The sequence below is a fragment of the Oligoflexus sp. genome (assembly GCF_035712445.1).
Lineage (GTDB): Bacteria > Bdellovibrionota_B > Oligoflexia > Oligoflexales > Oligoflexaceae > Oligoflexus.
Window position 1 is genome coordinate 1 of record NZ_DASTAT010000094.1, and the last position, 12,961, is coordinate 12,961.

Sequence of the window (12,961 nt, forward strand, 5' to 3'; positions counted from 1 at the left end):
TCCGACCAGCCCACAGCCGGGTGATCAGTGCCCATGGCAAAGTCCAGATCGAACATGGTCGTATCGAAGGCGACCAGAATCGAGATCGCCTCCATCTCGACGGCATCCAGATCACGCACATAGTCGCGATTGCTTTTCATGATGTCTTCATCAATGGCCTTGGGTTCCATGACGCTGATGAAGACCCCGTCCTGCCTTGTCGCGCGATACCAGCGGCCGACTTCCAGATTTTCATCGGCCGCGCCCATGACGCTGATGCCCAGTTCTTTGACCGGCAGCATCTCGCCCTTCATCTTGCTCGATACGCGGGCGAGCGCAGGTCCGCCCGGCAGCTCATTGCCCTCGGTTTTTCCCGCCGAACCCACGGTATCGGATTTCAAAAGAAAGTTGTCCTTGTAGACGGTTTCTTTGACGATATTGGTGATCGTTTCCCCGCCCCAGATATTCGCCCGCAGAAATTCCACGACCCATTCCTTGGTGGTGCGATAGCCTTCGATGCGGTTCCTCAGATAAAGTGCGTTCTGGCAAATCGGAGCATAGGGAGCATTGGCCGCGCGCGCGGCGCGCAGGGGGTAACCGCTGTCCTTGGTCCACAGTTCGCAGAGCTTATCACCGCCTTTGCCGTTGCGCAGCCAAAGGCCGGTCGCTTCCTGGGGATTGAGTTCCACCCAGAGTTCGCTGGGATTCGCGTTATCCAGATGATACCATTCGACTTTCTGGGGTCCCCACTGAAGCTTCAGAAGGTACCAGACGTTCACATCAGGCGCGAGGTTGATGAGGGTCACCTCGGTCGGCTGGCCCGAACCGCTCAGAGTCACCTTGCTTTCGCGGCGGTCCCTTTGCAGTTCCACGACGCTACGATCGAGCGGAACCTTGCTCACAGGCGTAGGTTTAGCGGAAAGGCTGGTGCCACCCTCGAGGTTTTTCGAGAATTCTTCCAATAGACAAAAGATATCGCCGATGTCGCGGCAGATCATCTCTTCTGTTTCCACGTCCTGGGCAAAACCCGGGGCTCCGGCTAACAGAAGCTTGGATAAAAGGACTGCCTGCAAATATTTGCGCATGTGTTCCAGCCGCCTGAGGGGTGCTCGGTAAAACCTCTCCGGTCCTCTTATCGTTCCATGATTCAGGGGCCTTAAGTTATTCTGCCTGCGGCTTTACCTACGCTTCGTAATAATCCTGGATCACTAAGGATTTTTTCGGGTTCCTTCTGTAAAATGGAAAGATGGTCACGCTCGACTTGATTTTTCCCGGGGGCCGCCCTGATGATTGCACGCTGCATACGCTTGATCCTGCCCTTGTTCCTGCTCATGCCTTTTTCAGGCTGCACGACCGTGGGGCCGCTGGTTCCCGGCGCCATACCTGAGAGGCAGGATGATGCTCCGGATGGGCTCAGCTTTGCGAAGATGATTCGCACTACGGACGAAGCCACGCGCGAATACTATATTCTGCGCGAGCTACGCCGCGGGAATCTGCCGGAATTCCTTCGGGATCTTGCCAAAATTCAATACAATGCCAGAACCCGTTCCGGCCGCACGGTGACGGTCACGCTTTGGGTCATGAAGGATTACCTAGCGATCGGGAATGATGATGACTTTGTGCGCGTTCCCATGAATCCCGTCACCGCCCAGCGCGTGGCGGATTCCTTTGGCTTCTCGCTGCCGACCGCCCGCCTTGTCGACGAGATCTACCGCGCGGCCTCCAAAAGGCTGCCGCCCAATCCTTTCAAACCCAGCGACGCCATGGTCACGGTCGAAGAATTTTTACGCCATGATCGGGTGATCCGGCAGCAGCTGCGCGGGGATACGCCGGATGAATTGCTCGCAGGTCACAAAAAAGACGTCGTGCTGTCCAATCAGCTGAACGATCGCCCGCAGAAGGTGGCCATCTATGGTTGGCATCAGGTCGGTGGCGTTCCCATTCAGCCGCTCAGTACGGTTCATGGCAACTGGTACGCGGATTATAGTCATGGGATTCGTCTGATCAGCGGCATGGTGCTTATTGATGAAAGGCCTCTGCCGTTGAAAGAGGTGATGCAGGATGCGGAGCTTGCGCCGCTGGTCAGCTATGAAGGGGCGCTTGGTTATGTTCGCTATCGAACGGAAGGGGCGATCTCGCGCCGGAAGTGGTTTCCCCGCAGTTAGTGTCGAAACATTTGACAGCTGTCGCGCCGGGTCGGTCTGAAGCCTTGTTTTCCCCTGTTATTCCCGCGGCATCAACCTTGCTCTTTGATCCAGGAAACCTGCGTCGCAGGCTTTCCTTGATTGAGGTGTTCCATGCTGCGTTCCTTTCTGCTGCTGCTGTGCTGGACTTCATTTGCATCACTTTGGGCTCAGGATCGTGTTTCCGACTGGCTGCCGCGCGCGGGGCAGTTCGTGGATGTTTGGAATGGTGACCTGACGCAAAAGCTGGAGCGGACCCGGATTCAGGTTCGCACCGATCTTCCGCTTCAGACTCTGGAAGCGGAGAATATTCCGACTCTTCATTACATGGTGGATGAACAGCGCTTCTCGATCCCCGGCGTCGCGGCCACGGGCAAGGCTCAGGTCTTCGATGAACCTGGCGTCATCCGCTATGTCTACCGAGGTTCCCAAGTGGCCGGCACCGTGGAGAAAGAAGCCTGGCTGGAACTCGTCCGGCTCGACCAGGGCTCGTGCCAACTCAGCTGGAAACTTTCCGTGATGAACCGCGGCGAGCGCGTCCGCAAGCAGGAAGGCGCTCTGACTTATAGCTGCCGTGAAGAGACGAAAGCAAAGATGCACCGCCGTGAAGCGATGCATCTTTTGCCAGGGAATGATTTTACGAAGCGTTGAGTGTGGGTCAGCGAGCAGCCGCTGCACACAAACCGCCGTCATCTTCAGCGAGCAGCGGCTGCACACAAACCGCCGTCATCTTCAGCGAGCAGCCGCCGCACACAAACCGCCGTCATCTTCAGGGAGCAGCGGCCGCAGTGTCCGGGATGTAAAGTATCAACTCATTCGGAAAGATCACCGAGCCGTTCCCCAGGCGATTCAAATGCGCCAGCTCCATCCAACGGCCTGACGTCCCGTAGATTTTCACCGAGATCACGCTCAGCGTATCCCCAGGCTGCACGATATAACTGCTCATATTTTCGCGGTTCGCAATAGGTCCGGCGCCACGGCCGGAGCGCGCGGCGAGGCTAATCATACCTCCGGTCACTGCCGCCGGAGCATTCATATTCACAGTCTTTGCCTGCTGCAGCATAGCTTCCACACCAATCTTGCCCAGGAACACCGGCTTCCGCCTCGTGGTGCCACCGGCCTTGATCTGTCCGCCTTTCATGGCCTGGACCATCTGCTGCTCAGGACTCTTCTTGACCGGCGCGAAATAGGCTTCCTCCTGCTGCGCCTGCGGCACGAGGATCTGAGCATAAGCCGCGGTCAGATCATTCAGGTTCCCATCGCTGTCCACGCCCGCGATCGGTTCATCACCTTTCCTCCGCTCCGCGATCTTCTTTTCCTCTTCCACCTTGTACTGCCGCGCTTCTTCCGAAGCCTGCTGGGGTGTCGGCAAAAGACTACGGCTGTCATCTTCACGGTAAACCGATCGTCTATTGACGGAATCTTCGTCAAAACCATCGGACGTCTGGCAAGCTGTCCAGGTAAGATAGCAGCTTGAAACCAACACGATTTTCACGAAATTTTGGTATTTCGCTCGCATCATGATTTTCTCCATGTTTTCTTACATTCTAGCACGCTTTGCAAATTTTTTCAGCAAGTCACAAAGCGTCCACCGCTCCAAAACCCGATCTTTTCGCAAAGGTTTTCCTCGACTTATGCAAGCGAATCCGAATCCAGCGCACGCCCCGTCATCGCGAAAAAAAATCGGGGTGCGCACAAGTCCTGGCAGTCTTTACCCGATTCATCCCCTAAGCACAGCAGAGGGGCATGAGCCGATAACCTCTGCAGGGATGGAGGAAAGGCCCATGAGAAAGTTTCAAAAAAGAGAGTTAGTGGCAGGAATGATCCTGCTCTGTTCCGGGACAGTGGAAGCTCTGGCACGTGAATTCGAGCCCTTGGAGAGGGATGACGAGACCTTGGACAGCGCTGCGGCATTGGAGTCCAATGGCCCAAGCATCCTGGACGTCATGATTCGAGATGGAGAAGGCGTCACGCCGCCGACGCCGGTGAACGGCGGATACATCGTCGGTATTGTTCTTCAGCAATACGTGCGCGCCAACTGGCTGCAGAGTGAAGTAGGACTGCAGCTCTTCCACGAAGGAGAAAAGCTCGATCCTCGTCGTTACGAAGTGGAATGGAAGCTCATGTCAAGCCCGAGCCCTGTGGTCAAGGCACGCTTCGCACCTTCGCTGCGCAGTCTCGACTTCGGTCAGACGCTACAGATTGAAACGCCGATGACCCTCATGCATGCGCGCGTGCTGGGTACCATTGAAATCGAAGCGCGCATCACCGATCGTGACGATCCTGAGAAGGCTCCCGTTATCGTCGTGCAGACGCTGGGTGAATTGCTTGGCAATGGACGCGACGGACTCTAGATTTCTGGTTCCAGTTTTTTTCAAGACAGCCAGGCCCACAAGCCTGGCTTTTTTTTCGCATAGCTCCCGAATTTATGCAGCGGCCCCGCAGAAAATCCTACAGCCCATCGCGCAATCTCCCACCACGTCAGCACCAATTGCGGCAGAGCCCGAGCCATGCGAGCCTGTGTACGCTGAAAATCGGACTAAAATTTCCGACCATCGGGTGCGCTGGAGAGGAAATTTCCTACGCATATGTCGCCTCATTCCGCATATTCTGGTGAATGATGCGACAGCGCCGCCCACGATGCAATGGCGCAGCCCACAATGCAACGGCGCAGCCCACAACACACCTCCGACAAACAAGCCCTCACCGGCCCGTTCTCCACAGCTTCCTCCTGCATAAATCCAGGGTTTAAACCGCATACGAAAGGCCCCCAAGGGACCATTCCGGGTGGCCTGGCCCCTCTTTTGCAATAGTCTTTTTCAGCAGAATCGATCGAAACAGGAGGAAGAAGCATGAAAGCAGCAGACATCATGACTCGTTATGTTCTGGATGTGATGGAATCCGATGATATCTACCAGGCCTTCAGTAAATTGCGCCAGCATCATATTCATCAGCTCGTTGTGGTCGATGTGGATTCGCAGCTTCGCGGCATGGTCTCGGATCGCGATGTGCTGCGCGCATGGGCCGAGGTCTCGAATTCCGATCGTCACTTTCCGCAGGTCGCCAGCATCATGAAACGTGATGTCATCACCTGCGGTCCCGATGATAGCCTTGCTCAAATCACAGCCATGATGCTTGAACATCGCGCGCACGCCATGCCTGTGATCGATCGCAAGCGCCGTCCCGTCGGCATCATTACGACCACCGATCTTTTGCGTTTTGGTTTCAAGAACCTGGCCTTCTCCCATACGGAAACGCTTTCAGCCATGGTCTGAACGGACGGCCTCGGGCCCTTCTGTTCGCTGAAACCTATTCGAGTGCCGCGTTGCAAGTCCCCCGGTATGCCTGTATAAGAAAGGCAAAATTCACCGGTATCAGGGGCTGTGCTACTATGTTTACACGTGATTCTATGACGGGGAAGCATGCACTTGTGTGCGGAGCTTCCAAAGGTATTGGACAGGCCTGCGCCATCGAACTTGCCCGCGCGGGAGCCCGCGTGACGGTGCTCGCCCGGAGCCAGGCAAACCTCGACGCCACCATGAAGAGTCTGAAAGAATCGGGGCACGGGCATCGGCCCGTCGTCTGTGACGTAAGCGATTTGAACCAGGTGCGGGCGGCCCTGCCTGAGATTGGCCGCGATGTCGATATTCTCGTCTGCAATAGCGGAGGTCCCAGCCCCGGCCCCCTTCTGAATGCCGAAACCTCGGCGCTTGAAGAGGCCTTCAGCCAGCACGTCCTGGCTAATCTCATTTTGGTGCAGGCCTTCGTCCCGCACATGCAGACGCAAAGATTCGGCCGCATCATCAATATCATCTCGACCTCAGTAAAAATTCCGCTCCCCGGCCTTGGCGTCTCGAATACCGTGCGAGGCGCTGTGGCCAGCTGGGCCAAGACCCTTGCGAACGAGCTGGGGCCGCATGGCATCACCGTCAATAATATTCTGCCCGGCTATACCCGCACGCAAAGGCTGGAGCAGATCCTGACGAATGCCATGCAAAAAACCGGCAAAAGCCGCGAAGACGTCGAGCAGGGTTTTCTGAAAGACGTCCCGGCGGGCCGTTTCGCGGAAGCCCAGGAACTGGCCCATGCCTGCCTTTTCCTCGCTTCGAAAGAAGCCTCCTACATCAACGGCATCAATCTTCCCGTTGATGGGGGAAGGACAGGCTGCTTATGAAGTTTGATATCTTTTTCTCGATCTGTCAGACCGAAATCGACGGCGTAATGCCAAGTGAAAAAGTGATGTTTCAGCAGTTCTTCGATCAGCTGAAGCTGGCCGATGAGCTGGGTTTTGAAACAGCCTGGGTGGCGGAAACCCATCTGTCCTGCGAAACGCAAAAATGCAATCCTGATGCCGTCATCCCGCATTTCAAAGGCGAGATCGGCCTCAATACCGATATCCTGCAGCTGGCCCATAAGGCCTTCGGCATGACAAAGCGCATCCATATCGGTTCGGCGATTCGTAATATCCTCTGCAACGGCGGACCGCTCGCCCATGCGGAAGCCGTGAAGACCTTCTTCACGCTGCATACGCTGGATCCCGATGAAAAGCGCAAACTCTTTCTGGGTTTTGCCGCGGGACGTTTTCCCTTTTCCAATAAGCCTTACGGCATCAAGCCCCGGAATGAACTGGAAGCGGCCGCCTGGCCGGTGATCAAAGGCCTTATCTTCAATCAGGCCACGGAAATTTTTCTGCGCAGCCTCAAGAATGAAGTCTTCAGCAGCCAGGATCTGGCGCCGCAGATTCTGCCTGGAAAAAACGTCGCGATCCCTCCGTTCTGGGAGTTTGATAAGGTCGGCGTGATTCCCTTCGAGGCTCCGCTCGATCTTCTCCAGCTGGTGGTCGGCTCGCATGATCCCGAGGTTCAGATCCTGGCCAACCGCTATTTTCCCAGCTGGGTCTTCAACCTTTCCATCACGCCCACCACCACGATCGAGGCCACGCATCAGCGCATGGCGCAGCACTATCATCCGGCGGGCGGCGCCTGGCATCGTTCCTATATGCCGCGCACCTCGCTTATTTTTCTGAATGGCGACGCCCATCTTTCCCCCGAGCAGCAGCGGGCGAAAGCGCGTGCGTCCGCCCAGAGCGCACTCGAAAATTACTGGCGGGCGATGGAAGGCACGCTGGATCCGCGCAAGGTCGCCGAAGCCGTGGAGAATGCGGTTTATGGCAATCCCCAGGATGTCGCGAACCAGCTGAAAGCCAAGTATCATCCCGATGATCGCCTGATGCTCTGGTTTGATTTCAATAATCACGATAATGCAGCGATCAAGGCGAGCATGGAAGCCTTTTGGAATCAGACCCGGCCGCTTTTGACGAGGGATGGACAATGATCGACAATACCTGGGTTCCCCTGGTGGACTATCGGCGCAATGGTGTGCCCGAGGTCACGGTGCATGGGGCCGTGGCCTGGTTTAAAGGTAAAAAGCCCTATCATTCGTATGGCGGCAACGTCCTCTGCTACGGCCGTTCGATGATGAAGCCCGTCCAGATCAAGGTGATCGCGCGGGAACTCGATCCGCATCTCAGCTGGGAATCCAAAGCGGTCTCCATCGCTTCGCACAATGCCGAGCCCATCCATATCGAGGCCGTGCGCGATATCCTGAAGCCTTCCGAATATGGGCTGCTGCAGACACCGCACTCTCTGCCCCTGATGCAATTCGGCAAGCAGCTCCGTCGACCCCGGCGCTGGTATCACAGCTGCTCGGGAAAGCACGCGGCCATACTTCGGGCCTGCGCTGTGAATCATTGGGCACGGATTGGCTATACGCTCCCGCAGCATCCCTTTCATCAGGTTTACGTCGCCAAGGTTCGTGAAATCCTCGGCGCGGATCTGCAATCCCCGGTCTTTGCCAAGGACGGCTGCGGCCTTCCCACGCTGGCCATGACCGTGAATGAACTCGCCGCTCTCTTCGCGGACCTCGCTGTGCGCAAGGACGAGGATTGGATCTGGGAAGCCATGATTCGGCATCCCGATCACATCGGTGGCTTCAATCGGCTCGATTCCACCATACTGAAATCCTGCGGCGGACGCGTGATTGCCAAGGAAGGCGCGGACGGTCTTCTGGGACTCAGCATTCTGCATCCTGATTATCCGGATGGTCTGGGCGTTGTGATCAAGATCTCGCATGGCTGGGATCCGCGCGCCACCTGGTATGTCGCGCGTTGGGTCCTCGGTGTGCTCGGTTTTGAACTTCGAAACCCCTACCCTTTGGAGCGGCAGAAGGCCTTTATCATGGAGGAGATCATTCCTCCGGATCTTAGAAAAAATATGTCCGAGGTGAAACCCTGGGATGACTGGGATCCCGATCAGGATCGCTGGTATTACAACCCGGATTCCTATGTGAAAGGCTGGCAGGATGGATCGGATACTCAACTATATTGATGGTGCCTTCGTGCCTCCGCTCGCGGGGCAGTATTTGGATAATCATGAGCCGCGCACGGGAGCGGTTTACGGCCAGCTGCCGGATTCCACCGCCGCGGATGTGGACCGTGCCGTGGCCGCTGCGAAAGCCGCGTTTCCCGCCTGGCAGGCTTTGAAGCGGCAGGAACGGGCGCAGTATCTTTATAAGATCGCCGATGCGATTGAAAAGAAACTCGATCTTTTCGCGAAGGCGGAAAGTCGGGATCAGGGTAAACCGATTCACCTGGCCCGCAGCATGGATATTCCCCGCGCGGTGGAAAATTTCCGCTTCTTCGCCGGTGCGATTCTGCATCAGCAGGAAAAAGCCTTTCAAACAAGTCCCGAGGTTTTGAATTATACAAGACGCGAGCCCATGGGCGTGGCGGGACTGATTTCACCCTGGAATTTGCCTCTTTATCTTCTGACCTGGAAGATCGCTCCTGCCTTGGCTGCAGGCAACACCGCGGTGGCGAAGCCTTCTGAACTGACGCCTGCGACGGCCTTTCTTTTGGCGGAAGTCCTGGATGAAGTCGGTCTTCCCAAAGGGGTCTGTAACCTAGTCTTTGGGCTTGGTGAAAAAGCCGGTGATGCTCTCGTCGCTCATCCCGATGTACCGCTGATATCCTTTACCGGTGGTACGGAAACAGCGGCCGTCATCGGGCGACGGGCCGCTCCACTTTATAAAAAAATCAGTTTCGAACTCGGCGGAAAAAATCCTGCGTTGATCTTTGCAGACTGCGATCTGGATGCTGCGCTCGCCACCACGGTGCGTTCGTCGTTTTTGAACCAGGGCGAGATCTGTCTTTGCACCTCGCGACTTTTTGTTGAAGAAAGCCTTCTGCCCAAATTCACCGAACTCTTTGTGGAACGTGTGCGGCAGCTCAAAGTCGGTGATCCTGAATCGCAGGATTCCTTCATGGGACCTTTGGTCAGCGCCGAGCATCAGGATAAGGTCGCAGGATTTGTGCAAAGAGCCCGCACTCAAGGGCACCGCGTCCTCTGCGGTGGTGAACGTGTGACCCCACAAAAAAGCCTGGAAAAAGGCTATTATTTTGCGCCGACCGTCATCAGCACCGACGACGCCTCGCCCGAGATCATGCAGCAGGAAGTCTTCGGCCCCGTGGTGACCATCACGCCTTTCCGCGATTATGCCGACGCTGTGTGTAAGGCCAACAGCACGCGCTACGGCCTCGCCGCCACGATCTGGACCCGCAATCTGGAGCGCGCACATCACGCCGCCGCTGATATCAAGGCCGGACAGATCTGGGTCAACACCTGGATGCTCCGTGACCTGCGCGTGCCCTTTGGGGGCATGAAGGACTCTGGCATCGGCCGCGAGGGTGGTGATTACAGTCTTGAATTCTATACTGAAGAGAAAAATATCTGTCTGCAGCTGGGAAGGAATCAACTATGAAAGGCAAGGTCGTTGCCGGTGTGCTGGCGCCGCATCCTCCGCATCTCGTTTACGCTGAAAATCCACCGCAGAATGAACCGCGGGCCGAATGCGGCTGGGAGGTTCTGCGCTGGGCCTATGAACGCTGCCGGGCCAATATCAAAGCTCTGAAGCCCGATGCCCTGATCGTGCATTCCCCGCACTGGCCGACGGTGGTCGGTCATCATTTTCTGGGTCTGCCGCATTTCAAGGGCCTTTCGGTCGATCCGATTTTCCCGCATCTTTTCCGCTATCATTACGATGTGAATGTGGATGTCGCGCTCTCCAAGGGCATCATGGAGCAATGCGACAAGGCCGGCATGAGCACGACCCTGGTCACCAATCCCGATTTCCGCCTGGATTATGGCAGCATCATCAGCCTGCATCTCATCAATCCGGACTGGGATATTCCCGTGGTTTTCATATCCTCGAACCAGGCCGCCTTCTATTTTTCCAATGAAGTCGGCAATCAGGTCGCCGCGGATGTGGGCTATGCCACGCGGAAAGCGGTCGAAGCCTCTGGAAAACGCTGTATACTTCTTGCGTCGAACTCCCTTTCCCATCGGCATTTCGTGCACGAGCCCGACATTCCCGAGGACATGAGCTTTGAGCGCATTCATCACCACGGCCAGTATCTTTGGGATATGAAAATTCTCGATATGATGCGCCGCGGTCAGTGCCGTGAGCTGCTCGATATCATGCCGGAGTTCAATGAAATGGCCACGGCTGAAACCAAGGCCGGGGCTCTGACCTGGATGCTGGAAGCCCTGGAGGTTCCGACTTATCCGGCCATCGTCCACGGTTACGGAACTGTGATCGGCACCGGCAATGCCGTCGTCGAATGGAATCCCAGCCTGTCTCAAGGAGCATAATCGTGGAAGGTTCTTTGATCAGCAAAGCCTATATCGTCTCGGGCATGCCGCATATACTTTTGGCTCCCGATCAATCCCCCGCCTGGGGACGCCTGCGGAAGGCCTATCAGGAACTCGCCGATGACATCCGGCGGGAAGAGGCCGACCTTATCCTTTATTATTCCACGCAGTGGCTCTCGATCCTTGGCTATATGTTCCAGGCCGATCCGCGCCCGGAATGGGTGCATGTGGATCAGAACTGGCATGAGCTCGGTTCGATTCCCTATCAGTTCGCTGTCGATACGGATTTTGCTGGAGCCTATGCTGCGGAAGTGGAACAGCTCGGCTATAAAACCCGGCTCATCAACTACCGCGGTTTTCCCATAGATACAGGAACGATCGTCGCGCAGAAGCTTTTAAATCCAGACAATCGTCTGCCGGCCGCCATAGTCTCCTGCAATATGTACAGCGAGAAAGAGGAAACCACCCGTGTTGGCCAGGCTGCGGCGCGGGCCCTGCAAAAATCCGGTAAGAAAGCGATTGCCGTTTTGGTGTCGAATCTTTCCAATCGCTTTCACATAGAAAAAATAAATCCCGCCCAGGATCGCCTGTCCTCCCGCAAGGATGACGAGTGGAATCGAAAGATCCTCGATATGCTGAGCGCGGGTGATGTCGAGGACGTGGCGCAAACCGTCCGGCAATTCGCACGCGAAGCCAATGGCGATCAGAAATTCAAAGGCATGTGGTGGCTCAACGGACTTTTGGGTCAGACCAATCACTTCGAAGGCCGGGTCTATGGTTATGAACCCGTCTGGGGCACAGGCGCGGCTTTGGTTGGACTCCATCCCACCGCACCCGTTCAGGCCAAACCGCTTGAATCCACGCTGGGATCGGAAGAAGGCAGCCAGGCGGAAATGGTCGAAGAGCTGACTGACTTCGAACATCTGACCATGCCTACGCTGCGTCCAGCCGCGCCCACACCGGCTCCTGCTCCTGCAGCACCCACGTCTGCGAAAAGTCCAGCGCCCCACTTTCCCGACTATGAAATCGTCAGCAAAACCAGCGCCGAACCCGTGGGAACCTATCCGCATGCGCGGCGTTATGGTGAACTCCTCTTCCTCTCCGGTATCGGGCCGCGGAAACACGGAACCAAGGAAATTCCCGGCATCGTTTTCGATGCGGCGCGCAAGGTCGTGAGCTACGATATTCGCGTGCAGACGCGGTCGGTGATCGACAACATCCGAAAAATCCTGGAAGAGGCCGGCTCATCCCTGGAAAAGGTGATCGACGTCCAGGCGTTCCTGACCAACATGACCGCTGATTTTCCCGGCTATAATGAAGTCTATAATGAAGCCTTCAAAAACATTCGCCCCACCCGGACGACCGTGGAAGTGGGAGCTTTGCCAACACCGATCGCTGTCGAATTCAAGGTGATCGCGCGTCCCTGAAAGGAGCTTGTTCGTGGACTACTTCGATATCTCGCCGCGCATAGGCTCCAGCACCCCGGTTTTTCCCGGGGATCAGGCTTTTGAACGGCAGGTGACTATGGATTTTTCCAAGGGCGACCACCTCGGTCTTTCCTGGATCAAATCCACGCTTCATATCGGGGCGCATGCAGACGCTCCGAATCACTATCATCGGAACGGCCAGGCCATCGACCAGCGCGATCTCAGGCTCTACATGGGCGTCTGCCAGGTCATCGACGTGCGTTCCGTCGGCCCGCGGCGCATCATGCCCCAGGACGTGGATTTGGCAAGCATCAAGACCAGCCGCGTTCTTTTCAAAAGCTGTTCGTTTCAACACACAATACCTTTTCAAATGGCCTTCACATCCCTTTCGCCTGAGCTGATTGAAGCTCTTGCCGAACGCGGCGTCAGGCTCGTCGGCATCGACACGCCGTCGGTGGATCCCGCGGATTCCAAGGATCTGCCGTCGCATCAGGCTCTCTATCGGCATGATTTCGCGGTGCTGGAAGGCATTGATCTGGATGCCGTTCCACCGGGAACGTGGAAGCTAAGCGCCTTGCCTTTGGCTCTGGCAGGAGCGGATGCTTCGCCGGTTCGGGCTGTGCTTTGGCCGATGGATTTTGATTGGTAAGAAAAAAGGGGCCGT

Annotated in this window: 13 protein-coding genes; 11 read left to right on the plus strand and 2 right to left on the minus strand. The window is 56.4% G+C overall.

Translation table 11 applies throughout. The features are described 5' to 3' along the window. A partial coding sequence (locus VFO10_RS20325) for a hypothetical protein (RefSeq protein ID WP_325143615.1) occupies positions 1 to 1,064 on the minus strand: 1,064 nt, incomplete at its 3' end. A 201-nt stretch (positions 1,065 to 1,265) separates the two neighbouring features. On the opposite strand from VFO10_RS20325, the gene VFO10_RS20330 reads away from it, so the two are divergent. Both VFO10_RS20330 and VFO10_RS20335 read left to right on the plus strand, forming a co-directional pair. Continuing rightward, entirely contained in the window at positions 1,266 to 2,144 is an 879-nt protein-coding gene (locus VFO10_RS20330) for a hypothetical protein (RefSeq protein ID WP_325143617.1), read from the plus strand. Between the two features lie 132 nt (positions 2,145 to 2,276). Next, a complete protein-coding gene (locus VFO10_RS20335; RefSeq protein WP_325143619.1) occupies positions 2,277 to 2,813 on the plus strand; it encodes a hypothetical protein in 537 nt (178 codons plus the stop codon). Positions 2,814 to 2,931: 118 nt separating this feature from the next. On the opposite strand, the gene VFO10_RS20340 is transcribed toward VFO10_RS20335, so the two are convergent. Continuing rightward, positions 2,932 to 3,684, minus strand: coding sequence for a LysM peptidoglycan-binding domain-containing protein (locus VFO10_RS20340; protein ID WP_325143621.1), 753 nt, complete (start codon positions 3,682 to 3,684; stop codon positions 2,932 to 2,934). Positions 3,685 to 3,946: 262 nt separating this feature from the next. On the opposite strand from VFO10_RS20340, the gene VFO10_RS20345 reads away from it, so the two are divergent. From VFO10_RS20345 to VFO10_RS20385, 9 genes are all read left to right on the plus strand, one after another. Further along, a complete protein-coding gene (locus VFO10_RS20345; protein WP_325143623.1) occupies positions 3,947 to 4,516 on the plus strand; it encodes a hypothetical protein in 570 nt (189 codons plus the stop codon). A 498-nt stretch (positions 4,517 to 5,014) separates the two neighbouring features. Continuing rightward, positions 5,015 to 5,437, plus strand: coding sequence for an HPP family protein (locus tag VFO10_RS20350; RefSeq protein WP_325143625.1), 423 nt, complete (start codon positions 5,015 to 5,017; stop codon positions 5,435 to 5,437). Between the two features lie 116 nt (positions 5,438 to 5,553). Next, positions 5,554 to 6,336, plus strand: coding sequence for an SDR family oxidoreductase (locus tag VFO10_RS20355; RefSeq protein WP_325143627.1), 783 nt, complete (start codon positions 5,554 to 5,556; stop codon positions 6,334 to 6,336). Further along, positions 6,333 to 7,496: an LLM class flavin-dependent oxidoreductase gene (locus VFO10_RS20360; RefSeq protein ID WP_325143629.1), complete on the plus strand. Its 1,164-nt coding sequence runs from the start codon at positions 6,333 to 6,335 to the stop codon at positions 7,494 to 7,496. Before VFO10_RS20355 ends, VFO10_RS20360 begins: the two co-directional genes overlap by 4 nt. Next, positions 7,493 to 8,548 (plus strand): asparaginase, encoded by a 1,056-nt coding sequence (locus VFO10_RS20365; RefSeq protein WP_325143631.1) that lies wholly within the window; start codon positions 7,493 to 7,495, stop codon positions 8,546 to 8,548. Before VFO10_RS20360 ends, VFO10_RS20365 begins: the two co-directional genes overlap by 4 nt. Continuing rightward, positions 8,523 to 9,980 carry an aldehyde dehydrogenase gene (locus VFO10_RS20370; protein WP_325143633.1) on the plus strand — a complete coding sequence of 486 codons (1,458 nt, stop codon included), beginning with the start codon at positions 8,523 to 8,525 and terminating at the stop codon, positions 9,978 to 9,980. Before VFO10_RS20365 ends, VFO10_RS20370 begins: the two co-directional genes overlap by 26 nt. Continuing rightward, positions 9,977 to 10,870, plus strand: coding sequence for a hypothetical protein (locus tag VFO10_RS20375; protein ID WP_325143635.1), 894 nt, complete (start codon positions 9,977 to 9,979; stop codon positions 10,868 to 10,870). The genes VFO10_RS20370 and VFO10_RS20375 overlap by 4 nt, the downstream gene beginning before the upstream one ends. 2 nt (positions 10,871 to 10,872) lie before the next feature. After that, positions 10,873 to 12,297, plus strand: coding sequence for a Rid family hydrolase (locus tag VFO10_RS20380; RefSeq protein ID WP_325143637.1), 1,425 nt, complete (start codon positions 10,873 to 10,875; stop codon positions 12,295 to 12,297). 13 nt (positions 12,298 to 12,310) lie between these two features. After that, the gene (locus tag VFO10_RS20385; protein WP_325143640.1) at positions 12,311 to 12,946 is read left to right on the plus strand and encodes a cyclase family protein; all 636 of its coding nucleotides are present in this window, start codon (positions 12,311 to 12,313) and stop codon (positions 12,944 to 12,946) included. The last annotated feature ends 15 nt before the right edge of the window (positions 12,947 to 12,961 follow it).

Bases quoted from the DNA above. Each gene is read 5' to 3' on its own strand.
- VFO10_RS20365 (WP_325143631.1), top strand. From the start codon at position 7,493: ATGATCGACAATACCTGGGTTCCCCTGGTGGACTATCGGCGCAATGGT.
- VFO10_RS20350 (WP_325143625.1), top strand. From the start codon at position 5,015: ATGAAAGCAGCAGACATCATGACTCGTTATGTTCTGGATGTGATGGAA.
- VFO10_RS20360 (WP_325143629.1), top strand. From the start codon at position 6,333: ATGAAGTTTGATATCTTTTTCTCGATCTGTCAGACCGAAATCGACGGC.
- VFO10_RS20375 (WP_325143635.1), top strand. From the start codon at position 9,977: ATGAAAGGCAAGGTCGTTGCCGGTGTGCTGGCGCCGCATCCTCCGCAT.
- VFO10_RS20345 (WP_325143623.1), top strand. From the start codon at position 3,947: ATGAGAAAGTTTCAAAAAAGAGAGTTAGTGGCAGGAATGATCCTGCTC.
- VFO10_RS20335 (WP_325143619.1), top strand. From the start codon at position 2,277: ATGCTGCGTTCCTTTCTGCTGCTGCTGTGCTGGACTTCATTTGCATCA.
- VFO10_RS20330 (WP_325143617.1), top strand. From the start codon at position 1,266: ATGATTGCACGCTGCATACGCTTGATCCTGCCCTTGTTCCTGCTCATG.
- VFO10_RS20370 (WP_325143633.1), top strand. From the start codon at position 8,523: ATGGATCGGATACTCAACTATATTGATGGTGCCTTCGTGCCTCCGCTC.
- VFO10_RS20340 (WP_325143621.1), bottom strand. From the start codon at position 3,684: ATGATGCGAGCGAAATACCAAAATTTCGTGAAAATCGTGTTGGTTTCA.
- VFO10_RS20355 (WP_325143627.1), top strand. From the start codon at position 5,554: ATGTTTACACGTGATTCTATGACGGGGAAGCATGCACTTGTGTGCGGA.